This is a genomic window from Streptomyces sp. NPDC098101 (assembly GCF_044760185.1).
Classification (GTDB): domain Bacteria; phylum Actinomycetota; class Actinomycetes; order Streptomycetales; family Streptomycetaceae; genus Streptomyces.
On record NZ_JBIWAS010000002.1, the window covers coordinates 763,103 to 785,925 of the forward strand.

General features: G+C 74.1%; 20 protein-coding genes. 9 read left to right on the forward strand and 11 right to left on the reverse strand.

The genetic code is table 11. From position 1 onward, the window contains the following. Window positions 1–111 precede the first annotated feature (111 nt). From ACIQVI_RS10520 to ACIQVI_RS10530, 3 genes are read right to left on the reverse strand one after another with little or no spacing between them, the layout of a single operon-like run. A complete protein-coding gene (locus tag ACIQVI_RS10520; RefSeq protein ID WP_403593638.1) occupies window positions 112–993 on the reverse strand; it encodes a heme ABC transporter ATP-binding protein in 882 nt (293 codons plus the stop codon). Beyond that, window positions 990–2,087 carry a FecCD family ABC transporter permease gene (locus ACIQVI_RS10525; protein ID WP_403593640.1) on the reverse strand — a complete coding sequence of 366 codons (1,098 nt, stop codon included), beginning with the start codon at window positions 2,085–2,087 and terminating at the stop codon, window positions 990–992. The genes ACIQVI_RS10520 and ACIQVI_RS10525 overlap by 4 nt, the downstream gene beginning before the upstream one ends. Next, window positions 2,084–3,085: an ABC transporter substrate-binding protein gene (locus ACIQVI_RS10530; RefSeq protein ID WP_351970453.1), complete on the reverse strand. Its 1,002-nt coding sequence runs from the start codon at window positions 3,083–3,085 to the stop codon at window positions 2,084–2,086. Before ACIQVI_RS10530 ends, ACIQVI_RS10525 begins: the two co-directional genes overlap by 4 nt. A 145-nt stretch (window positions 3,086–3,230) precedes the next feature. On the opposite strand from ACIQVI_RS10530, the gene ACIQVI_RS10535 reads away from it, so the two are divergent. The 3 genes from ACIQVI_RS10535 (at window position 3,231) to ACIQVI_RS10545 (ending at window position 7,461) form a co-directional block, all read left to right on the forward strand. Continuing rightward, window positions 3,231–4,688 (forward strand): HtaA domain-containing protein, encoded by a 1,458-nt coding sequence (locus ACIQVI_RS10535; RefSeq protein ID WP_351970454.1) that lies wholly within the window; start codon window positions 3,231–3,233, stop codon window positions 4,686–4,688. 134 nt (window positions 4,689–4,822) lie between these two features. Beyond that, complete coding sequence (locus tag ACIQVI_RS10540; protein ID WP_403593644.1) at window positions 4,823–6,709, forward strand: HtaA domain-containing protein; 1,887 nt, start codon at window positions 4,823–4,825, stop codon at window positions 6,707–6,709. Between the two features lie 83 nt (window positions 6,710–6,792). Continuing rightward, window positions 6,793–7,461, forward strand: a complete 669-nt coding sequence (locus tag ACIQVI_RS10545; RefSeq protein WP_403593646.1) for a PhzF family phenazine biosynthesis protein — start codon at window positions 6,793–6,795, stop codon at window positions 7,459–7,461. 31 nt (window positions 7,462–7,492) lie between these two features. Here ACIQVI_RS10545 and ACIQVI_RS10550 read toward each other — a convergent pair whose 3' ends face one another. Beyond that, window positions 7,493–8,143, reverse strand: coding sequence for a biliverdin-producing heme oxygenase (locus ACIQVI_RS10550; protein WP_351970457.1), 651 nt, complete (start codon window positions 8,141–8,143; stop codon window positions 7,493–7,495). Window positions 8,144–8,269: 126 nt separating this feature from the next. After that, window positions 8,270–9,127 (reverse strand): type I methionyl aminopeptidase, encoded by an 858-nt coding sequence (gene map / locus ACIQVI_RS10555; protein ID WP_121832840.1) that lies wholly within the window; start codon window positions 9,125–9,127, stop codon window positions 8,270–8,272. Between the two features lie 59 nt (window positions 9,128–9,186). Here map and ACIQVI_RS10560 point away from each other — a divergent pair, with 59 nt between their 5' ends. Then, complete coding sequence (locus ACIQVI_RS10560) at window positions 9,187–9,420, forward strand: hypothetical protein (protein ID WP_121832841.1); 234 nt, start codon at window positions 9,187–9,189, stop codon at window positions 9,418–9,420. Between the two features lie 50 nt (window positions 9,421–9,470). On the opposite strand, the gene ACIQVI_RS10565 is transcribed toward ACIQVI_RS10560, so the two are convergent. After that, a complete protein-coding gene (locus ACIQVI_RS10565) occupies window positions 9,471–10,784 on the reverse strand; it encodes an MFS transporter (RefSeq protein WP_351970458.1) in 1,314 nt (437 codons plus the stop codon). 141 nt (window positions 10,785–10,925) lie between these two features. Continuing rightward, window positions 10,926–11,528: a hypothetical protein gene (locus ACIQVI_RS10570; RefSeq protein ID WP_403593651.1), complete on the reverse strand. Its 603-nt coding sequence runs from the start codon at window positions 11,526–11,528 to the stop codon at window positions 10,926–10,928. 105 nt (window positions 11,529–11,633) lie between these two features. Here ACIQVI_RS10570 and npdG point away from each other — a divergent pair, with 105 nt between their 5' ends. Both npdG and ACIQVI_RS10580 read left to right on the forward strand, forming a co-directional pair. Beyond that, entirely contained in the window at window positions 11,634–12,356 is a 723-nt protein-coding gene (gene npdG, locus ACIQVI_RS10575; RefSeq protein WP_403593654.1) for an NADPH-dependent F420 reductase, read from the forward strand. 47 nt (window positions 12,357–12,403) lie between these two features. Beyond that, the gene (locus tag ACIQVI_RS10580; protein ID WP_351970461.1) at window positions 12,404–12,649 is read left to right on the forward strand and encodes a hypothetical protein; all 246 of its coding nucleotides are present in this window, start codon (window positions 12,404–12,406) and stop codon (window positions 12,647–12,649) included. A gap of 7 nt (window positions 12,650–12,656) precedes the next feature. On the opposite strand, the gene ACIQVI_RS10585 is transcribed toward ACIQVI_RS10580, so the two are convergent. Further along, window positions 12,657–13,451 (reverse strand): site-2 protease family protein, encoded by a 795-nt coding sequence (locus ACIQVI_RS10585; protein WP_403593657.1) that lies wholly within the window; start codon window positions 13,449–13,451, stop codon window positions 12,657–12,659. Window positions 13,452–13,596: 145 nt separating this feature from the next. Between ACIQVI_RS10585 and ACIQVI_RS10590 the strand changes: the two genes are divergently transcribed. Next, window positions 13,597–16,923, forward strand: coding sequence for a BTAD domain-containing putative transcriptional regulator (locus tag ACIQVI_RS10590; protein WP_403593660.1), 3,327 nt, complete (start codon window positions 13,597–13,599; stop codon window positions 16,921–16,923). A 22-nt stretch (window positions 16,924–16,945) separates the two neighbouring features. Here ACIQVI_RS10590 and ACIQVI_RS10595 read toward each other — a convergent pair whose 3' ends face one another. From ACIQVI_RS10595 to panB, 3 genes are all read right to left on the reverse strand, one after another. Continuing rightward, window positions 16,946–17,815 carry an ABC transporter permease gene (locus tag ACIQVI_RS10595; RefSeq protein ID WP_121831432.1) on the reverse strand — a complete coding sequence of 290 codons (870 nt, stop codon included), beginning with the start codon at window positions 17,813–17,815 and terminating at the stop codon, window positions 16,946–16,948. After that, window positions 17,812–18,804: an ATP-binding cassette domain-containing protein gene (locus tag ACIQVI_RS10600; RefSeq protein WP_121831433.1), complete on the reverse strand. Its 993-nt coding sequence runs from the start codon at window positions 18,802–18,804 to the stop codon at window positions 17,812–17,814. Before ACIQVI_RS10600 ends, ACIQVI_RS10595 begins: the two co-directional genes overlap by 4 nt. Window positions 18,805–18,956: 152 nt before the next feature. After that, entirely contained in the window at window positions 18,957–19,829 is an 873-nt protein-coding gene (panB, locus tag ACIQVI_RS10605) for a 3-methyl-2-oxobutanoate hydroxymethyltransferase (RefSeq protein WP_121831434.1), read from the reverse strand. 351 nt (window positions 19,830–20,180) lie between these two features. Between panB and ACIQVI_RS10610 the strand changes: the two genes are divergently transcribed. After that, window positions 20,181–21,881: an MFS transporter gene (locus tag ACIQVI_RS10610; RefSeq protein ID WP_403593665.1), complete on the forward strand. Its 1,701-nt coding sequence runs from the start codon at window positions 20,181–20,183 to the stop codon at window positions 21,879–21,881. Window positions 21,882–21,912: 31 nt separating this feature from the next. Then, window positions 21,913–22,650: a TetR/AcrR family transcriptional regulator gene (locus ACIQVI_RS10615; RefSeq protein ID WP_403593668.1), complete on the forward strand. Its 738-nt coding sequence runs from the start codon at window positions 21,913–21,915 to the stop codon at window positions 22,648–22,650. Window positions 22,651–22,823 lie beyond the last annotated feature (173 nt).

Genomic DNA, 22,823 nt, shown 5'->3' on the forward strand with positions numbered 1-22,823 from the left:
TTAGCCGAGGCTTACCTCGGTCAGAACGGCCCGGCCGGTGATCCGCCTCTCATCTCCGGCGCACCGGACACGGCCGGGTCACGGCGGTTCCAGGGACGGTTCACGGACCGGTCAAGGGCGGGTCAAGGAGGGCGGGTTCCCCGTCTCCGGATGCCGTACGGGCACGACGAGGGGGACCCCGGTCCGGGGGTGCGGGAACACCTCCACCGGCTGCCGGTACACCCGGCTCAGGAGCTCCTCCCCGAGGACCTCCGAGGGGGGACCCTCCACCGCGATCCGGCCGTCGTGCAGCACCCCGACCCGGTCGGCGTGGGCGGCGGCGAGACCCAGGTCGTGCAGGACCACCACCACGGCGACCCCGGCGGCCGCCCGCTCCCGGCAGACCCGCAGGACCAGTTCCTGGTGGCGCAGGTCCAGGGCGGCCGTCGGCTCGTCGAGCAGCAGGAGGCCGGTCCGCTGGGCCAGGACGCGGGCGAGGGCCACCCGGGCCCGCTCGCCGCCGGACAGCGCGGAGAACGGGCGCCCGGCGAACTCCCCGGTCTCGGTGGCCGCCATCGCCTCCGCGACCGCCTCCTCGTCCTCGTCCTCCCGGACGGTCCCGGCCCAGGGCGCCCTGCCCATCCGCACCACCTCGGCGACGGGGAACGGGAAGGACAGCGTGGCGTCCTGCGGCAGCACGGAGCGGCGCAGGGCGAGCTCGCCCGCCGTCCAGCCGGCCGCGGGCCGCCCCCCGATCCGTATCTCCCCGGCGCTCGGGGCGAGATCGGCGGTGAGGGCGGCGAGCAGCGTCGACTTCCCGGCGCCGTTCGGGCCCACCAGGGCGAGGACCTCCCCGGCCCGCACCCCGATCCCGACGCCGTCGAGCACGGCCCGCCGCCCCCGCTCGATCCGTACCCCGGAAGCCTCGGCGACCAGGGTGCCGGGCGCGGCGGGGACGGGCAGCTCGCGCGGGTGCCGGCGCGGGAGGCGCCCCCGGAACAGTACGGACGTCATGCCCAACCACCTTGCTTGCGACGGGTCCTGCGCAGCAGCCAGAAGAAGAAGGGGCTGCCGATGAGGGCGGTGAGGACACCCAGGGGGAGTTCGGCCGGGGCCGCGACCGTCCGGGCCGCCAGGTCTCCGGCCGTCAGGGCGACCGCGCCGCCCAGCGCGCTGCCGGGGACCAGGAAGCGGTGGCCCGGCCCGTTCACCATGCGCAGGACGTGCGGGATCACCAGGCCGACGAAGGTGACGATGCCGGACACCGCGACCGCCGCCGCCGTGAGCAGCGCCACCACCAGGATCAGGGCGATCCGCATCCGCTCCACGTCCACGCCCAGGTGGCGCGCGGGCCGCTCGCCGAGCGCGAGCAGGTCCAGCCGGCGGGCGTAGAAGGGGGCGACGAGCAGACCGACCAGCGCGCACGGCAGGACGGCGAGGACCTTCGGCCAGGTGGCCTGGGCGAGCGAGCCGAGCTGCCAGAACGTGATCTGGCTGATCTGCGCGTTGTCGGCGAAGAAGATGAAGAGGCCGATGAGCGCGCCCGCGAACGCGGTCACCGCGATGCCGGTGAGGATCAGCGTCACCACTTCCGTACGCCCGCCCGACCGGGACATGGCGTACACGACCAGCACGGTCACCAGGCCGCCGACGAACGCGCAGACCGTCACCGTCCAGTTGCCGAAGAGGGAGAGGCCGAGCGCGATGGCGCCGACCGCGCCGACGGCCGCGCCCGAGGAGATGCCGATGACGCCGGGCTCGGCGAGCGGATTGCCGAACACGCCCTGCATCAGGGCGCCCGCGCACCCCAGGGAGGCGCCGACCAGGACGGCGAGGACGACCCGGGGCAGCCGGATGTTCCACAGGACGCTCTCGGCCGTGCGGTCGAGCGCGTGCCCGCCGAGCCCGGCCCGGTGCTGGAGCGAGGCGAGGACGTCCCCGAGCGGGATCTCGTACGCCCCGATCCCGGCGGACAGGAGCGCGAGGAGCAGCAGGGCGCCGACCAGGGAGAGGGTGAGGACGGTGGCCCGGCCGCGCCGGGCGGGCCGCGCGGCCGGGGCCGCGCCGGACGGCTTGGACACCGCGGGGGTCTCCTGGAGCGCGGTCACTTCTTCTTCCCGTACAGCTGGTCGACCAGGGAGTCGAGCACCAGGTCGGTGCGCGGCCCGTAGTTGAGGAGGACGCCGTCGTCGACGGTGACCACCCGGCGGTCGACGCCGGCCGGGGTCTCGGCGACGCCGGGGATCTTCACCAGGCCGTCGACGCCGCCGACCGACTCCAGGCCCTTGCTCATGACGAGGATCGCGTCGGGCGCGGCCTTCGCCAGGGCCTCGCTGGTGATCGGGGTGAAGTCCTTGACCAGGCCCGACTCCTTGCCCGCGTCGACCGCGCCGGCCGCTTCGAGCAGGGAGGAGGCGCCGGACTCGGCGCCGCCGAGCAGATAGACGGCGGCCGAGCCGCGCACGTAGAGGAAGGCCACCCGGGGCTTCTCCGCGTGGCCCGGGATCCCCTTCCGCACGGCGTCGATCCGCTCCTGGGTACGGGTGCGCAGGGCGGTGCCGGAGTCGGGCACGCCGAGGGCGGCGGCGACCGCGTCGATGCGGGTGCCGACGTCGGCGAGGGACTTGGCCGGCTTCACGACGACGAGGGGCACGCCCGCGTCGCGGATCTGCTCGATCGCCTCGGCCGGTCCCGTGGTGCCCTCGGCGATGACGAGGGTGGGCTTCAGGGAGAGGACGCTCTCGGCGGAGACGTCGTGGGCGCGGGTCACCACCGGGAGCTTCTCCGCCTGTTCGAAGGTGGCGGTGATGTCCCGGGCGACGACCCGGTCGCCGAGGCCGAGGGTGAAGACGATCTCGCTGAGGGAGCCGCTGAGCGGGACGATCCGCTCGGTGGAGGCGACGGCGACCTTCCGGCCGTCGGCCGAGTCGACCGTGACGGGCAGGCGGGGCGCGGCCGGGGCGGCGAGCGGCTCGACCCGGTCGGGGGCGGCCGCCGGCTTCGCGGCGGGGGCGCCGCCCCCTCCGTCCCCGCTTCCGCAGCCGGTCGCCACGAGGGCGAGGGTGAGCACTGCCGTCAGTGCTCCCGCGAGGCGAGTTCTGCGCACCGGACACCGTCCTGTCTTCGTTCCGCTTGTCCTGCTCGTACTGCCGGGTCGGGTCCCGGGGTCCCCGGGGGCAGGGGGATTCCGTCCGGAGCTCGACATACCTTAGGTTAGCCTTACCTACGTTGCTAGCCCTCGGAGGGGTTCCATGCTGCTGTCCAGACCCGCCCGCGCGCTCGCCGTGACCCTGTTCGCGGCGCTGCTCGCCGCCCTCGTACCGGCCCCCGCCGCACACGCGGAGAGCCGCACGGTGCAGGGCGGGCGGCTCGACTGGGGCATCAAGTCCTCCTTCCAGAGCTACGTCACCGGGCCCATCGCGCAGGGAAGCTGGGGCCTCACCGGCGGAGCCGCCACGGTCGGCGGCAGCCAGTTCCGCTTCCACTCCGCGCGCGGCTCGTACGACCCGGAGACCGGCGCCTTCGAGGCCGCCTTCTCCGGCGGAGTCCGCTTCACCGGCCACCGCAAGGCGGACGGCACCAATGAGCTGGACCTCACCATCAGCCGCCCCCGGATCCGCATCCAGGGCGGACAGGGCACCCTCTACGCCGACATGGCCAGCAAGGCCAAGGGCAGCGGCCGCACGAACGTCTCCTCGCAGGTGCCGCTCGCGACCCTGCACCTCGGCGGCATCGACATGCGCGGCGGCGGCAGCCCCGTGGCCCTCGCCGGGGTGCCCGCCACCCTCACCGCGCAGGGCGCCACCGCCTTCGCCGGCTACTACCCGGCCGGCACCCGGCTCGACCCCGTCTCCCTCTCCGTCGACGTCCGCGCGCCCCGGCAGAAGACGCCGACCGCCGCGCCGACCGCCGCACCCACCTCCGCCGCGCCCTCCCCGGCTCCCCCGAAGTCCCCGGAGCCTTCGAAGAAGCCGGGGCAGGCCGCCGGTTCCTTCCGGGCCGCCGCCGTCGACTGGGGCGTCCGCCGCACCTTCCGCGAGTACGTCACCGGCGCCATCGCCCAGGGCAAGTGGACCCTCGCCGACGGAGCCCAGGACGGCGGCGCGCTCTTCCGCTTCACCGGCGGCAAGGGCACGTACGACCCGAAGGCCGGCGTCCTCGACGCCGCCTTCGCGGGCAGCGTCCGCTTCACCGGCACCCACCTCGACCTCACCCTCGGCAAGGTGACCGTCCGCGTGAAGGACGGCAAGGGCACCCTCGCCGCCGACGTCACCACCTCCGGCAGGACCGAGAAGGCGGTCCCGCTGGTGACCTTCGCCGCCCCGCGCCTCGTCCCGGAGAACGGCCTCGCCGCCGTCACCGAGGCCCCCGCCACCCTCACCGAGGGCGGCGCCAAGGCCTTCGGCGGGATGTACAAGGCAGGGACCGCGATGGACCCCGTCTCGCTCGCCGTCACCGTCGACGAGAAGGCGAAGCTGCCCGCGCTCCCGGACCTCGGCAGCGACGCGGCGGCCACCCCGCCGGCCACGGCCCCCGCCACCACCGCCCCGGCGAAGCCGGCCACGACCGCCCCGGCCACCGCCGCCGCCTCGTCCTCCGGCCCCTCCACCGGCACGTACCTCGCGATCGGCGCGGGCGTCCTCGTGGTCGCCGCGCTCGCGGTCCTCGCCGCCGTACGCCGCCGCCGCACGGACGCCCCCACCTCCTGAACCCCCTCCTGAACCTCCCCTGAACCACCGCCCCGCGCCGCCGTCCCGGCGCTCCCGAAACGCCGCCGCGCAGCCCCCGCGCGGCCCCCTTCCGCGCGCACCCCCGTGCCCGCGCACCCCTAGGAGAATCCGTCATGGCCATATCCATGCGCCGTTCCGTCACCCTGGCCGCCGCCGTCGCCACGGCCGCCGCCCTGGGAACGGGCGCCGTCGCCCTCGCCCTGCCCGCCGCGGCCGAGGGCGCGCCGCCGCTGCCGCTGATCGACGGCACCCTGGACTGGGGCATCAAGCAGTCCTTCCGCTCGTACCTGGCCCAGCCCTTCGCGCACGGGAAGATCACGGTCGAGGACGGCGCCCGGCAGGCCGCGAACAACGGCGTGTTCACGTTCGTCGACGGCGTCGGCACGTACGACACGGCGACCCACGGCACCGCCACCGCCTTCAAGGGCGGCGTCCACTTCGAGGCCCACCAGGGCGCCCTGGACATCCGCATCTCGGACGTCCGGCTGTCGACGAAGGGCGCGGCCGACCCGACCGGCGAGATCACCGCCGACGTCGTCACCAAGGAGAAGGACGGCTCCTTCAGCACCCGCTCCGACATCCCCTTCGCCGCCCTCGACATGACCGGCGTCCGGCCCGGTCAGGGCGCCGGCGGCGCCATGGTCTTCAAGGACATCCCGGCGAAGCTGACGAAGGAGGGCGCGGAGGCGTTCGCGGGCTTCTACAAGGAGGGCGACGCGCTCGACGCGGCCACCCTCACGGTGAAGGCGGGCAGCAGGCCGACGACTCCGCCGCCGACCCCGCCCACCACGCCGCCGACCCCGGAGCCGACGCCGTCCACGACCGAGCCGACTCCGGACCCGACCACTCCGGAGCCGACGCCGACGACGACGGAGCCCACGACCCCGGCCCCGACGACGACGGAGCCGACTCCGGACCCGACCACTCCGGAGCCGACGCCGACGACCACCGAGCCGACGACTCCGGCGCCGACGACGACCGAGCCGACCCCGGACCCGACCACCACGGAGCCCACGACCCCGGCCCCGACCACGACCGAGCCCACGACCCCGGCCCCGACGACGACCGAGCCCACCAGCCCGGCGCCGACCACCACCGAGCCCACCAGCCCGGCCCCGACCGACACCACCACGGCCCCGCCGACCGCGGGTCCCGGCAAGGTCGTCAACGGCAAGCTCACCTGGGGCGTGAAGGAGAGCTGGCAGCGGTACGTCGGCGAGATCTGCGGCGGCACCGTCACCGCCTCCGACGGTGCGAAGAAGAACGGCGCGGCCTACGACTTCGGCTTCGTCAAGGCCGACCTCGACGCCGAGGCCCGCAAGGCCGAGGCGGCCTTCTCCGGCAGGCTCGCCTTCGTCTGCGAGGCGCACGGCATCCAGTGGACCGTCTCCGACCTCAAGGTGAAGGCGGCCGGCACCGCCGGCACCCTGACCGCCGACGTCACCTCCGCCACCGGCACCAAGGACGACGTCGAGCTCGTCGACCTGGACCTGTCGAAGGCCGACTGGGCGGCGAAGGGCGGGGTCGTCACCCTCGCGGACGTCCCGGCCGAGCTGACCGAGGCGGGCTCCGCCAGCTTCTCCGCCCCCGGCGGCCAGGGCGGCTACCCGGCGGGCACCGCGATGGACCCGGTGACCGTCTCGTTCTCGCTCGACCAGAACGCCACGCTGCCCCCGGCCACCGGCGGCACCTCCGGCTCCGGCGGCACCGGCTCGACCGGCTCCACCGGCGGTGACGGCGGCTCGTCCACCACGGGCGGCGGCACCGTCGGCGGCGGTGGCACGGTCGGCGGTGGCGGCACCGTCGGCGGCGGCACGGCGGGCGGCGGCACGGCCGGCGGCGGGACCGCCGGAGGGGCCGGCTCGATCGGCGGCTCCGGATCCCTCGCCACCACCGGTTCGGACGTCCCGACCGGCCTCCTCGCCGGGGCCTCCGCCCTGACCGTCGCGGCCGGCGCGGCCGTCGTCGTCGCGGCCCGGCGCCGCGGCACGGCCTCCTGATCCGCCACCCCCCACCAGGCAGGGCCGCACCCGGAATCCGGGTGCGGCCCTGCCCCCTTGCGGACGAGTGGTTGAATTCCGCCATGAACACGACCGCCACTGACATCGACGTCCTGCGGGTCTTCTGTGCGGGCGACGGCCGGTACGGCAACCCCCTCGGGGTCGTACGGGACGCCCGTACCCACCCCGACGAGTCCTCGCGGCAGGCGCTCGCCAAGGAGCTCGGCTTCAGCGAGACGGTGTTCGTGGACGACCCGGAGCGCGGGCTCGTCGACATCTACACGCCCGGCCTGCGCCTGCCGTTCGCCGGGCACCCGCTCGTCGGCGCGGCCTGGCTGCTCGACCTGGAGGTCGTCCACCCGCCGGCCGGCGAGGTCTGGGTGCGCGGCGACGGGGAGTTCACCTGGATCGAGGCGCGCGCGGAGTGGGCCCCGCCCCGCACCCTGCGCCGGTACGGCTCCGCCGCCGAGGTGGAGGCGCTGGAGGTCCCGGAACCGGGGGAGTGGGTCTACGCCTGGGCCTGGGAGGAGGAGGCCGCCGGGCGGATCAGGGCGCGGGCCTTCCCGGGGCGCGGCGACGGCATCGACGAGGACGAGGCGACCGGCGCGGCGGCGCTGCTGCTCACGGCGGAGCTGGGACGGGCCCTGAACATCACGCAGGGCCGGGGTTCGCAGCTGCTCACCGCCCCCGGCCCCGACGGCATCGTGGAACTCGGCGGACGGGTCCGCCTGGAGGGCACGCTCACGCGCTGACCCCTCCCGGGCGGACACAGCCCGCGCAACGTCACGCGCTCAGCGGAAACTCGCTCCCGAGCTGGTGGAAGACCGCGCTGTTGAAGGCGAAGGCGCGCTTGCACTCGTCGACGATCCGCTGCTTCTCCAGGTCGTCGGCGTTCACCCCGTCGAGCAGCTCCCGGTACTCCCGCTTGAACGCGGCCGGGTTGGAGATCTCCTCGAAGACGTAGAAGCGGACGCCGTCGCCCTTGCGCGCGAAGCCCCAGGTGCGCTCCGCCTTGTCGCGGATGATCTGGCCGCCCGACAGGTCGCCCAGGTAGCGCGTGTAGTGGTGGGCCACGTAGCCGGCGGGCCAGTCGCGGGCGCACTCGGCGACCCGCTCGGCGTAGGCCACCGTGGCGGGGAGCGGCGAGAGGCCGTCGCGCCAGTCCGGGCCCCGCAGATGGGCGAGGTCCTGCTCCAGGGCGTCCGTGCGGAAGAGCTCGCGCTGTATGAACGGCCCGGCGACCGGGTCCTCGCGCAGCGCCTCCGCGCCCTCCTCCAGGGCCCGGTAGACGAACCAGAGCTGCTCGGTGTAGCGCGCGTAGGCGTCGACGCCGAGGCGCCCGCCCAGGAGGTCACCCATGAAGGACGACGTCTCCGCTTCGGTGTGCTGCTCGTGCGATGCCGTGCGGATGAGCGTCGAGAAGGGCGTGTCCAAGGCGTGCCTCCGGGACCGATGGGACGGGAACCAGTGACGATCCTGCCAAGTTAGGCTTACCTAAGTCAACTGGTTCCCGACGTCCTGTCGGTAAAAAAGCTACCCACTTCCCGGGGCGGGGCAACGTCAGGGCAGGGTCAGGATCTCCGCCCCGGTCTCCGTCACCACGAGCGTGTGCTCGAACTGGGCCGTCCGCTTGCGGTCCTTGGTCACCACGGTCCAGCCGTCGTCCCACATGTCGTAGTCGTGGGTCCCGAGCGTCAGCATCGGCTCGATGGTGAAGGTCATGCCGGTCTTGATCTCGGTCGTGTGGTGCGGGGAGTCGTAGTGCGGCACGATCAGGCCGGAGTGGAACGACGAGTTGATGCCGTGCCCGGTGAAGTCGCGCACGACCCCGTAGCCGAAGCGCTTGGCGTACGACTCGATGACCCGCCCGACGATGTTGATCCGGCGGCCCGGCTTCACCGCCTTGATCGCCCGGTTCAGGGCCTCCCGGGTCCGCTCCACGAGCAGCCGGGACTCCTCGTCGACGTCGCCGCAGAGGTAGGTGGCGTTGTTGTCGCCGTGGACGCCGTTGATGTACGCCGTGACGTCCAGGTTCACGATGTCGCCGTCCCGCAGCACCGTGGAGTCCGGGATGCCGTGACAGATGACCTCGTTGACCGAGGCGCACAGCGACTTCGGGAAGCCGCGGTAGCCGAGGGTGGAGGGGTAGGCGCCGTGGTCGCACATGAACTCGTGCGCGACCCGGTCGAGCTCGTCGGTGGTGACGCCGGGGGCGATGTGCTTGGCGGCCTCCTCCATCGCCTGCGCGGCGATGCGGCCGGCGATCCGCATCCGCTCGATCGTGTCGGAATCCTGCACCTCGGGCCCGGTGTACGGGGTCGGTGCGGGCTTCCCGACGTACTCGGGGCGGCGGATGGAACCCGGAACGGAGCGGTGGGGGGAGAGCTCCCCCGGTACGAGAAGCGACTGGCCAGACATGCCAGCGAGTGTAACGACCGGGTCTGGGGCACCATGATCCTCGGAGGAAGGAGCCGACGATGGCCCTGTTCAAGAAGCGCACCGCGGGCAAACCGGGCGAGTGGTACTACTGCCTGGAGCACAAGAAGGTCGAGGAAGGCCCCGAATGCCCCTCGAAGAACCGTTTCGGCCCGTACACCACCCGTGAGGAGGCCTCCCACGCCATGGAGACCGCCCGCGAGCGGAACCTGGAGTGGGAGACCGACCCGCGCTGGCACGACGCCGGCGGGAAGAAGGACGAGTCCCCCGAATGACCGGGCCCCGCGAGGGGTGACCCCGGACGGGCGCACGCCGCCGGTACCGCTCAGGCGGTGTCGGCGGCCTCCGCGCGGGCCTTCCCGGCCGCCTCCTGCTGCGCCCGGCGCCGCAGCGAGTCCGCGTCGGTCTCGGAGTCGTACGTCAGGAGCTTCGGCAGCGCCAGGCAGAGCAGGCCCACCGAGGCCACGCAGGCCACGCCGCCCGTCCAGATCGCCGTCCGGGTGCCGGTCCAGCCCGCCATCACGCCCGCCCGCACCTGGCCCAGCTGCGGACCGACGCTGTACGAGAGCACCTCGATGCCGGCGAGCCGGCCGCGCAGCTCCTCCGGGATCGTCTGGTTCCAGATGGTCGAGCGGCCCAGACCGCTCAGCATGTCGCCCGCGCCCGCGAAGGCCAGGCAGAGCAGCACCAGCCACACGTTCCCGAACCAGCCGGCCGCCGCGATCGCCAGGCCCCAGGCCGTCGCGCCCCCGGCCACCAGCAGCCCGTGCCGCCGCACCTTCGAGGTCCAGCCGCTGGTCAGGCCGAGGACCAGCGAGCCCACCGAGCCCGCCGCGTACATCAGGCCCAGCGACCAGTCCGCGTCCAGCTCGTCCGCGAGGAACGGGAAGATCGTGTTCGGGAAGGCGAAGAACATCGCCGCCAGGTCCACCGCGTACGTGCCGAGCAGCACCGGCCGCGACCAGGCGTACCGCGCGCCCTCCGCGATGCCCCGCAGCGACGGCTTCTCCGCGTCGTGCGCGGGCGGCGCGGGCGAGAGGCGCCGGCACATCAGGACCGAGACCGCGAAGCCGCAGGCCGTCACCCCGTACGCGGGCGCGTGCCCGGCGAAGGCCACGACCAGACCCGCGATCGAGGGACCCGCGATGGCGCCCATCTGCCACCGCAGCGAGTTCAGCGCGGCCGCCGCCGTCTGGTGCTCGTGCGGCACGATCCGGGCGAACAGCGAGTCGAGCGCGGGCCGCTGGAGCCCCGCCAGCGCCGAGACGCAGGCCGCGACCACGTACAGCGGCCAGAGCATCGGCTCCGGCAGCAGCGCGTTGACCAGCAGGACCACGGCGAGCGTGCCGAGGCCCGCCTCGGTCCACAGGATCACCCGCCGCCGGTCGACCGCGTCCGCGAGCGCCCCGCCGTACAGGCCGAAGACCACGAGCGGCACCAGCTCGACCGCGCCCATCGCCCCGACCGCGAGCGGCGAGTTCGTCAGCTCCTTGATCTGGAGCGGCAGCGCGATCATCGCCATCGCGCTGCTGAAGAACGTCACGAGCCCCTGCACCCACAGGAGCCGGAAGTCGCGGGAGGCGCGCCAGGGCGCCAGATCGGGCAGAACGGCGGCGAGCTTGGAGAGCGCGGGGGACACGAGGGGACATGCTCCGTCCGAAAGGTGCTGAAGGCAACCTGATTATCGGTGAGCCCCGCCGGAGGACCGGGGCCGGGGCAGCCCCGGCCGTACGGGCCACCGCCCCGGCCGTACGGGTCACCGCCCCGGAGGCGCGGCTTCCTACCAGCGCTTCGGCGGCGGGGCCGTCAGCCGGTCCGCCAGGTCCGAGAGGCGGTCCCGGAAGCGGCGGCTCCCGCGCGGCGACGGCAGGCTGTTCTCCCCGGCCGCCGCGCTCACCAGGTGCTGCACCGTGTCCAGGTCCACCCCCGCCCCCTCCGTCACCGCGAGCGCCTCGTGCGCGAGCCCCCGCACCTCCGGATCGCCCCCGTCGAGCGTCAGCACCGTCGCCCCCGCCCGCCGGGCGTCGTGCACCCGCTGGAGCAGCCCCGCCTCCGGCCGCTCCGGCGCCACCATCAGGAGCGTCGCCCCCCGCCCCGCCGCCTCCAGGCGCCCCAGACCCACCGCCAGGTGCGCCGGGGCGCCCGGCCGCACCCGGTGCCGCACCAGCGTCGGCGCCAGCTCGGGCAGCCCCGACCAGGCGGACTCGTCGACCAGGTGCGCCGCCAGGTGCCAGGGCTCGTACTCCTCCGTGCCCACCAGGAGCAGCCCGCCGCCGTGCGGGACCACCGAGCCCCGGAGCGCCTTCGCGAACCGGCGGGCCGCCCCCGGCCACTCCGTCCCGGCGAGCACTTCCCGCAGCAACGCGACCCGTACGGCATCCATGCGGACGCATCCTGTACGACGCCGGGCCCGCGCGCGGCCGAACGCGAAGGGATCACCCGTACGGGGAACGCCCCGGCGGTCCGACCGGTCGGTAATGTCGGGGCCATGACTTCCTCCAGCGCACCCCAGGACCCCACCGCCAAGGCCCCCAAGGCCGCCAAGGACCCCTGGGACCTCCCCGACGTCTCCGGACTCGTCGTCGGCGTCCTCGGCGGCACCGGCGAGCAGGGCCGCGGCCTCGCCTACCGGTTCGCCCTGGCCGGCCAGAAGGTGATCATCGGCTCCCGCGCCGCCGACCGCGCCCGGGAGGCGGCCGCGGAGCTCGGCCACGGCGTCGAGGGCGCCGACAACGCCGAGACCGCCCGCCGCAGCGACGTCGTGATCGTCGCCGTGCCCTGGGACGGCCACGCCAAGACGCTGGAGTCGCTGCGCGAGGAGCTGGCCGGCAAGCTCGTCGTGGACTGCGTCAACCCGCTCGGCTTCGACAAGAAGGGCGCCTACGCCCTGAAGCCCGAGGAGGGCTCCGCCGCCGAGCAGGCCGCCGCGCTCCTCCCGGACTCCCGGGTCACCGCCGCCTTCCACCACCTCTCCGCCGTCCTCCTCCAGGACGCCTCCGTCGACGAGATCGACATCGACGTGATGGTCCTCGGCGAGGAGCGCGCCGACGTGGAGATCGTCCAGGCCCTCGCCGGCCGCATCGCCGGCATGAGGGGCGTCTTCGCCGGCCGGCTGCGCAACGCCCACCAGGTCGAGTCGCTCGTCGCCAACCTGATCTCGGTCAACCGCCGCTACAAGGCCCACGCGGGCCTCCGGATCACCGGCGTCTGAGGCCGCCCGGGCCGGGGAGGCGAGCCGGAGAACGGACGCTTCCGGGCATGGGGGACACTGGACGGGCACCGAGACCCATCCGTACCGGACAGGAGCCGACCCCCATGCCCCGCCTCGCCCTCTACGCCCTCGTGGTCTGCGCCCTGGCCGTCGCCGCGGCCGTCGTCTCCTTCGTCCAGGGCAGCTTCCTCGGCATCGTCTGGGTCCTCCTGGCCGGCCTCTCCTCCAACATGGCCTGGTACTACCTCCGCCGCGCCAAGGTCGAGAAGGCCGCCGCCTCCGCCCAGGGCTGAGCCGGGGCTAGACCCCGCAGAACTCCGGGGTCCCCTCCCAGAACCGGAACAGCTGCGAACCGCAGTACCGGCTCAGCTCCGGCACGCCCAGGGTCCGCATGAGCGCGTCGATCGCGTCGAAGAAGGCGCCGTTGACCGCCGGGACGAACAGCAGCGCGATCACGACGAAGAAGCCGTACGGCGCGTACGGCTCGATCCGCCGCTTCACCCGGTACGACAGCCAGGGCTCCACCACCCCGTAGCCGTCGAGCCCCGGCACCGGCAGCATGTTCAGGAGCGCCGCCGTCACCTGGAGGAACGCCAGGAACGCGAGCGCGTACCGGAAGGCCGGCGGCACGCCGTCCAGCGCGTCCAGCCAGAACGGGGCCGTGCACACGAGCGCGAAGAGCACGTTCGCCAGCGGGCCCGCCGCCGAGATCAGGCTGTGCTTCCAGCGGCCCTTGATCCGCCCCTGCTCGATGAAGACCGCGCCGCCCGGCAGGCCGATCCCGCCCATGATCACGAAGAGCACCGGGAGCACGACGCTCAGCACCGCGTGCGTGTACTTCAGCGGGTTCAGGGTCAGATAGCCCTTCGCGCCCACCGTGATGTCCCCGCCGTGCAGGGCGGTCCTGGCGTGCGCGTACTCGTGCAGACAGAGCGACACCACCCACGCCGAGGTCACGAAGAGGAAGACCGCGAGCCCGGGCAGGGCGGCGAAGTCCGTCCACACCGCCCAGCCGGTGACGGCCATGACGGCGAGGATCGCCAGGAAGACGGGGCTGATCCGCCGTTCGTGGCTCCGGGTGGTGGCCGTGGTCATCGCGGGGGCTCCCAGGGGACAGGGGAAGGCTGGTGTGCGGGAAACGTACCGGGGCCCGGCCCGGTTCCGGGCCGAGAACAGGGAGGCCCGGCCCGGACGGCTCCCCGCCGGGAGCGGGGGGCGGGCGCTCGCGGAGAATGGGCCCGTGCGCTACTCCGTTCTCGGCCCCACCCTCGTCCACGCGTCCGACGGCACCGACGTGACCGTCGGCGGCCCCCGGGTCCGCGCGCTGCTCACCGTCCTCGTCCTGCGGGCGGGCCGCCCCGTGCCCGTACGGGAACTCGTGGACGAGATCTGGTACGGCGACGAGCCGCCCGCCGACGCGGTCGCCGCGCTCCAGGCCCTGGTCGGGCGGCTGCGCAGGGCCCTCGGCCGGGAGCGGGTGGTCTCCGCCGAGGGCGGCTACCGGCTCGACGCCCGGCCCGAGGACGTCGACCTGTACCGCTTCGAACGGCTCGCCGCCGAGGGGTCCGCCGTCCTCGCGGCCGGGGACGCGGGGCGGGCTGCCGTCCTGCTGGACGAGGCCCTCGGGCTCTGGCGCGGCCCGGCCCTCGCCGACCTCCCGGACCGGGCCGCCGAGGCCGCCCGCCGGGAGGCCCGCCGCCTCGACGCCCGCCGCGCCCGGCTCGACGCCGCCCTCGCCCTCGGCGAGGCCCCCGCCGCCCTCCCCGAACTGACCGCCCTCTGCGAGGCCCACCCGCTGGACGAACCCCTCCAGGCCCTGCGGATCCGCGCCCTGCGCGACACGGGCCGGGCCGCCGAGGCCCTGGCGGCGTACGAGTCGGTCCGCCGCGTCCTCGCCGAACGCCTCGGCACCGACCCGTCCCCGGCCCTGCGCGCCCTCCACGCGGAACTGCTCGCCGGGGAGGTGCCGACGACGGCGACGGCGCCGACGGCGGCGGAACCGGAGCCCGTCCCCGCCCCCGCCCCCGCCCCCGTCCCCGGGAACCTGCGCGCGCGGCTCACCAGCTTCGTCGGCCGCGACGAGGAGATCGCCGCCCTCCGGGAGGACCTGCGGGCGGCCCGGCTCGTCACCCTGCTCGGCCCCGGCGGCGCCGGGAAGACCCGCCTCTCGCAGGAGGCCGCCGAGCGCGGCGCCGAGGCCTGGCCCGACGGCGTCTGGGTCGCCGAACTCGCCCCCGTCACCAGCCCGGAGGCCGTGCCCGAGGCCGTCCTCGCGGCCGTCGGCGCCCGCGAGACCGTCCTGCGCGGCGCGGGGGCCGAGGAACTGCGCACCGGGAACGACCTCCTCGCCCGGATCGTGGAGCACTGCGCCGGACGCCGGATGCTGCTGGTCCTCGACAACTGCGAGCACGTGATCGGCGCCGCCGCCGAACTGGCCGAGGCCCTCCTCGCCCGCTGCCCGGAGCTGCGGGTCCTGGCCACGAGTCGGGAGCCGTTGGGGGTGCCGGGGGAGGTGGTGCGGCCGTTGGGTCCGTTGCCGGTGGGGGTGGCGTTGCGGTTGTTGGGGGAGCGGGGTGCGGCGGCGCGGCCGGGGTTTTCGGTGGGGGAGGATCCGGTGGCGGCGGAGGAGGTGTGCCGGCGGTTGGACGGGTTGCCGTTGGCGATCGAGTTGGCGGCGGCGCGGTTGCGGATGTTGTCGGTGCGGCAGGTGGCGGAGCGGCTGGACGATCGTTTTCGTTTGTTGACGGCGGGGGCGCGGACGGTGTTGCCGCGTCAGCAGACGTTGCGGGCGGTGGTGGACTGGTCGTGGGAGCTGCTCGATGAGCCGGAGCGGGTGGTGTTGCGGCGGCTTGCGGTGTTCGCGGGTGGGTGTGATCTGGCGGCGGCGGAGGCGGTGTGTGCGGACGGGGCGGGTCCGGATGTGCTGGACGTGCTTGGGGCGTTGGTGGACAAGTCGTTGGTGGTGGCGGGTCCGGTGGACGGGGGGATGCGGTACCGGCTGCTTGAGACGGTGGCGGAGTATGCGCGGGAGCGGCTTGCGGAGGCGGGGGAGCGGGCGGGGGTGGAGCGCCGGCATCTGGTGTACTACCGGGAGTTGGCCCGGCGTACGGATCCGGAGCTGCGCGGGTCCGGGCAGCTCGCCGCCATCGCCCGCTTCGGGACCGAGTACGGCAACCTCCGCACCGCCCTGCGCCGGGCCGTCGACGCCCGCGACGAGGACGAGGCCCTCGTCCTCGTCCACTCCCTGCTCTGGTACTGGCAGATGCGCGACCTGCGCACCGACGCCCTGCACTGGGCCGAGGCCACCGCGGCCCTCGGCCCCGACCCGTTCGCGCCGCCCGCCGCCCCCGTCGTCCCCCTCCACGAGCCGTGCACGGCCGCGCCGCCGCCGCTCTCCGAGGAACAGCGTTGGGAGGCCCGGCGCGGAGTGCGGCTCGTCGAACTGATCAACATGAGCCACGAGACCGGCCGCTGGACCACCCCCGAGGGCGTGCGGCGGCTGCGCGAGATGACCGCCGAATACGACCCCGGCCTGCCCCAGTCCTGCCGGCTGCCCGGCACCTTCGCCGTCTTCGCGGTCCTCCTCATCGGCGAGGCCGGCCGGCTCGGCGAGCGGCTCGACACCACCGTCGACGCCTGCCGCCGCTACGGCTACGACTGGGACCTCGCCAACGTGCTCCAGCTGCGCGCCAACATGCTCGCCAACCGGAGCGACCGGGCCGCCGAGGCGATCGCCGACGCCGACGAGAGCCTGGAGACCTTCGTCCGGCTCGGTGACGCCTGGGGCGCGGCCGAGGCGTTCTCCTCCCGGGCCGAGGCCCGGGAACGGCGCCTGGAGTTCGCGGAGGCGGCCGCGGACTTCACCGCCGCCATCGGCTGTGCCGAACGGATCGGCGCCCAGGCGCAGGTGCTGCTCCTGCGCGCCCGGTACGCCGGCGTCCTCGTCGAGATGGGACGGTTCGCCGAGGGCGAGGCGATCCTGCGCGAGATCCTGGACGGCGACCACGGCCTGGGGCACGAACCCCGGCTCGGCGCCCGCATGATCCTCGCGACGGTGCTCGGCCGCGGCGGACGCACCGCCGAGGCCCGCGAGCACCTCCGGGCGCTGCTGCGGGAGTTCGACTCGGAGGCCCTCGCCCTCTTCGAGGGCTTCGCCCTCGGCGGCCTGGGCTGGCTGGACGTCCTCGACGGCCGGTACGCCTCCGGGTTCGCCCTCGCCGCGAAGGCGTACGCGTACTCCCTGAGCCCGCTGTCGCTGATGATCGGCCCGCAGATGCCGGCGGTCCACCTGATCGTCGCCGCCTGGGCCCTGGCCGGAACCGGCGGACCGGAGGCGCGGACCGCCGCCGTGCTGCTCGGCGCCAGGGACGGGCTGCTCCCGCCGGAGCACCGGCCGCCGCCGACCGAGCGGGAACAACTGGAGCGGGCCACCGCCCTCGCCCGGTCCGTGCTCGGCGACGAGGAGTTCGCGGCGGCACGCGCCGAGGGCGACGGCCTCTCCTTCGAAGAGGCCGCCGCCCTGCTCGGTCGCGCCGCCGACGCGATCAGAGAGCGCGCCGAGTCCTGAACCCCCCGGGGGTGTCCGCGACTCAGGTCTTCTTGCGGAACTTGGCGACCGCGATCGGCGCCGTGACGACCGTGATCAGCACCGACCAGCCGAGGGTCATCCACACCGAGTGGGCGACCGGACCGCCGTTGACGAGGTTCCGCGCGGCGTCGGCGAGGTTCGAGAGCGGGTTGTAGTCGGTGAAGGTCTCCAGCCAGCCCGGCATCGAGGTCGGCGGGGCGAAGATCGAGGAGCCGAACTGGAGCGGCATCAGGACCAGCATCGCGACGCCCTGGACGGCCTGGCTCGTCTTCATGGTGAGGCCGAGCAGGATGAAGATCCACATCAGCGAGGCGCCGAAGACCATCGACAGGCCGATCGCGGCGAAGAGGTCGAGGACCGAGGTCTTGATCTCCATGCCGAGCAGGAAGCCCATGCCGAGCAGGATCGCGGTGGCGATCAGCATCCGGCCGACCTCGACGACGATCTTGGCGATCAGGACGGAGGACCGGGCGATCGGCATCGTCCGGAACCGGTCCATGACCCCCTTCTTGAAGTCCTCGTTCATCCCGGTGCCGACGGCCATGGCGATGTTCATGCCCATCATCGCCATCAGGCCGGGCGTCACGTAGTTCACGTACGCGTCGTTGTTGCCCTTGCCGGCGATCGCGCCGCCGAAGACGTACACGAACAGCAGGATGAAGATGATCGGCATCAGGACGGCGTCGAACATCGACTCCGGGTCCTGCTTGATCTGGAGGGCGTTGCGCCGGGCCAGGGCGCCGATGTGGCGGAGGTTGGCCCGCAGGCCGATCCGGCCCTCGCCGGGCAGCGCCCGCGCCGGGCCCGCGCCCGGGTCCGGGGCGCCGACGGGGGTCTTGGAGAGCGGTGTGGTCGTGGTGGCGGTGCTCATGCGGCGACCTCCTCGGGAAGCGCGTCGGACACGGTCGTCTTCTGGCCGGTGATCGCCAGGAACACCTCGTCCAGGCTGGGCAGGTGGGTGCCGATGTGGGCGATGCCGAAGCCGCGCGCGCCGAGCAGGCCCACGACGGCGGTCAGCTGCTCGTCGGCGAGGATCGGCACGTACAGCGCGCCCTCGTCGGGGACGACGGTCGCGCCGGCGACCCCGTCGAGACCGGTCTCGCGCAGCGCGGCGGCCATCGCGGTCAGGTCGGCCGGGTCCACCGGGCGCACCTTCAGGGTGCGGCCGCCGACCCGGGCCTTCAGGTCGTCGACCTTGCCGTTGGCGATGACCTTGCCGCGGTCGATGACGGTCAGCTCGCTCGCGAGCTGCTCCGCCTCCTCCATGTACTGGGTGGTGAGCAGGACGGTGGCGCCCTCGGCGACCATTCGCTTCACCTCGTCCCAGACCTCGTTGCGGGTGCGGGGGTCGAGGCCGGTCGTCGGCTCGTCCAGGTAGAGGACGGCAGGGTTCCCGATCATCGAGGCGGCCAGGTCGAGCCGCCGGCGCATTCCGCCCGAGTAGTTCATCGCGGGCCGCTTGGCGGCCTCGGTGAGCGAGAAGCGCTCCAGGAGCTCGTCGGCGCGGGCCCGGGAGTCCTTGCGGGAGAGGTCGAGCAGCCGCCCGATCATGTAGAGGTTCTCCCAGCCGGACAGCTTCTCGTCGACCGAGGCGTACTGGCCGGTGAGGCCGATGGTGCGGCGCAGCTGCCGGGGCTGGCGCACCACGTCGTAACCGGCGACGGTGGCGGTCCCGGCGTCCGGGACGATGAGGGTGGAGAGACAGCGGACGAGGGTGGTCTTCCCGGCGCCGTTGGGCCCGAGGACCCCGAGGACCGTGCCCTCCCGGACGTCCAGGTCGACCCCGTCGAGGGCCTTCGTCTCGCCGAAGTGCTTCACGAGGCCCCGTACCTCGACGGCGTTGGTGTGTGATCGCGTCATGGCCCCTACTAGACCAGGCACCACCGACAACGCTCCGACAGACGGCCGACAGCCCGCCGATGGGGGATGTCGGCGGGCTGTCGGAGGTGCCGCAGTGGCTTCTCGGGACCCTCTGCGAGGGGCCTTCCGGGATCTTCCGGGATCCTCCGGGATCAGTGGAAGGTGTGCTCCTCGGCGGGGAACGCCCCGCCGGAGACGTCCTCGGCGAAGGCGCGCGCGGCGTCGCCGAGCGTCTCGCGGAGGTTGGCGTACTGCTTGGTGAAGCGCGGCACCTTGCCGCCGGTCAGACCGGCCATGTCGGTCCAGACGAGGACCTGGGCGTCGGTCCCGGCGCCCGCGCCGATGCCGATGGTGGGGATGTGCAGCGAGCGGGTGACCTCGGCGGCCAGCTCGGCCGGCACGAGCTCCAGGACGACCGCGAACGCGCCCGCGTCCTGCGCGGCCTTGGCGTCGCGGAGCAGCCGGTGGGCGGCCTCGTCGGAGCGGCCCTGCACCCGGTAGCCCATGGTGTTCACGGACTGCGGGGTCAGGCCCAGGTGGGACATGACGGGGATGCCGGCCTGGACGAGCAGCTCGGTCTGCGGCAGCGAGCGCTCGCCGCCCTCCAGCTTGATCGCGCCGACGCCGGCGTCCTTGACGAGCCGGGTGGCGTTGCGCAGGGCCTGGACGGGCCCCTCCTGGTACGAGCCGAAGGGGAGGTCGCCGACGACGAGGGCCCGCCTGGTGCCCCGGACGACGGCGGCGGAGAGCAGGGTCATCTCGTCCATCGTGACGGGCACGGTGGTGTCGTAGCCGAGGTGACAGTTGCCCATCGAGTCGCCGACGAGGATGACGGGGATCCCGGCCTCGTCGAAGACGGAGGCGGTCATCGCGTCGTAGGCGGTGAGCATGGGCCACTTCTCGCCGCGGGCCTTGGCGGCGGCGATGTCGTGGACGGTGATGCGGCGGGTGCCCGTGCCCCCGTAGAGCGACTTGGTGCTGTCGCCACCGGCGGCGGGCGGCTTCTGGGCAGCCTGAAGCGTCATGGTGAACGGCTCCTCTTGTCATCTCGAGGCGCCCTCACGGCGTCCCCGGACCACATCCATGGTGGCACTTCGGCGGGCGGACGGGAAAGTGGGCCGGAGTGGCGCTGTTCACACCGCCGCAATGTGTGAAGCGCCGCGGAGACGGCAACGGGCCGGGGCTGCCGGGCGCGGTGGGGCGGGCACCGGCTCCGAGCGGAAGCGATCGGCCGGAAGTGATCGGCCGGACGCGGTCGGCCGGACGAGACCGGCAGGAAGCAGTGAGCCGGAAGCGGCCCGGCGGGAACGTAAAGACTCGTCCAGCTTTTTCGATACGAGACGGTCTCGTATCGAAATGGGCCTACGCTGGTCGGCATGTCACAGCCGTCCCCCGCACCCTCCGCCCCCGCCGGGCCCCGCGTCCCCGAGGCCGTCCACCGGCGCCGCTGGGCGATCCTCGGCGTCCTCATGCTCAGCCTGCTGATCGTCGTCCTCGACAACTCGATCCTGAACGTGGCCGTCAGGACGATCGCCGCCCCCGCCCCCACCGGCCTCGGCGCCACCCAGAGCGAGCTGGAGTGGGCCATCAACTCCTACACGCTCGTCTTCGCCGGGCTCCTCTTCACCTCCGGCCTGCTCGGCGACCGCCTCGGCCGCAAGAAGGTGCTGCTCTTCGGCATCACCGTCTTCGGCATCGGCTCCGCCCTCGCCGCGTTCTCCGGCTCCCCGGGCGAGCTGATCGCCTTCCGGGCCGTCATGGGCCTCGGCGCCGCCTTCGTGATGCCCGCGACCCTCGCCGTCCTCATGAACGTCTTCGAGCGCGACGAGCAGCCCAAGGCCATCGGCATCTGGGCCGGCGGCGTCGGCCTCGCCATCGCGATCGGCCCCATCACCGGCGGCCTCCTGCTCGAACACTTCTGGTGGGGATCGATCTTCCTCGTCAACGTGCCCGTCGTGCTCCTCGCCCTGGTCCTGATGGTCCGGCTCGTGCCCGACTCCCGGGACCCGAGGCCCGGCCGCGTCGACGTGCCCGGCGTGCTGCTCTCCGTCGTCGGCCTCGTCCTCCTCGTGTACGGGATCATCCGGGGCGGCGAGCTGGCGGACTTCACCGACGTCACCGTCCTCGCCCCGGTCCTCGGCGGCCTCGTGGTCCTCGTCGGCTTCGTCCTGCACGAGCGGCGCAGCGACCACCCGGCCATCGACATGGCGTACTTCAAGAAGCCCGCGTTCTCGGCCGCCGTCGCCGCGATCGCGCTCGTCTTCTTCGCCCTCATGGGCGTGACCTTCTTCTCGGCCTTCTACCTCCAGAGCGTGCGCGGCTACAGCGCCCTGCAGTCCGGACTGCTCCTGCTGCCGCTGGCCGTCGCGCAGATGGCGTTCGCGCCCCGGGCCCGGCTCGTCGTGGAGCGCCTCGGCGCCCGGGTCGTGTGCGCCGCCGGAATGCTGCTCGTCGCCCTCGGCCTCGCCGCCTTCGCCCTCTTCGACGCCTCGACCCCGGTCTGGGTCCTCGAAGTCGTCTTCTTCCTCCAGGGTGCGGGCATGGCGCACATCATGCCGCCGGTCACGGTCGCGATCATGCAGGCGCTGCCCCGCGAGAAGGCGGGCTCCGGCTCGGCGATCAACAACACCTTCCGGCAGGTCGGCGGCGCGCTCGGCGTGGCCGTCCTCGGCTCGGTCCTCTCCTCCGTCTACCGGGGCGAGATCGAGGGGCACCTGGGCGGGGTTCCGGCGGCGCTGCGGGCCACGGCGGGCGAGTCCGTCGAGGCGACGCTCGCGGTCGCCGAGAAGCTCGGCCCGGCGGGCCGGGACCTGGTGGCCCCCGCCTACCAGGCCTTCCTGGACGCCATGCACGTCACGGCGATCGCCTCGGCCGCGATCGCCCTGGTCGGCGCGGTGGTCGTCGCCGCGTTCCTGCCGGGCCGCGCTCCGGCGGCCCCGGAAGCGGGCGCGCCGGACGCGGACCCGGGCGCGGGGACGCCGGAAGCCGGTACGCGGGCCTCCGGCGTCCCCGCCGCCCGCCCGGCGGCCTCGGTACCGGCGTCCGCCGCCGGGACGGGAGAATCGGCCCGACGGTAGCCCGCAGCCCCGGACGAGAGGCGGAACGCACGTGTCGCTCCAGAACGGCGAGACCCCGGCCCCCGACGCCGAAGGGACCGGCCCCGGCGGGGGGCCGGACGCCGGGACGACGCCGCCTCCCGGCCCCTGCTCCCCGCCGCCTCCCGGCCCCGGGACGGCACCGCCCCCCGGCCCCGGGGCGACGGCACGCCGCCGGGGCCGGCCCCGGTCCGAGGCCGTCGAGCAGGCGATCTTCGAGGCGGTCGGGGGGCTCCTGGACGAGGGGGTGCCGCTGACCGAGCTGTCCGTCGAGCGGATCGCCCGTACCGCCGGGGTCGGCAAGGCCACCATCTACCGCCGCTGGTCCGGCAAGGAGGACCTCTTCGTCGACCTCCTGCGCTCCCTGGAGCCCCCGGACCCGGTGCTGCCCGGCACCTCGGCCCGGGACGACCTCGTGGCGCTCCTGGAGGCCCTGCGGCAGCGCGGCCTCGCCAAGCGGTCCTCCGCCCTGCTCCACACCGTCTTCTCGCAGATGCAGCTCTATCCCAAGCTGTGGGACGCCTATCAGCTCACCGTCATCGAACCGCGCCGCCGCCTCGGCCTGGACGCGGTGCGGCGCGGCATGGAGCGGGGCGAGATCCGCGACGACCTCGACGTCGAGTTCGTCAACGACCTCCTCACCGGCCCCCTGCTGCTGCGCACCGTCGTCCGCCCCGGCTCCACCCTGGAGCCCGGCCTCGCCGAGCGGGTCGTCGACACCGTCCTGGACGGCCTGCGCCCCCGTACCTGACACGGGGCGCGGACCGGGGCGAATGTGAGCGTTCTGTCACAGCCGCCCCGCCTCCGCACCCCCGCAGGAACCCGCCACGCGTGCCGTGTCGTCCCTGGGGGAGTACGGCCGTCCCCTCATCGCCTAGTGTCGAGGTCGGGGCACGGCGGACAGGCGAGACGGCACGGCGGCAA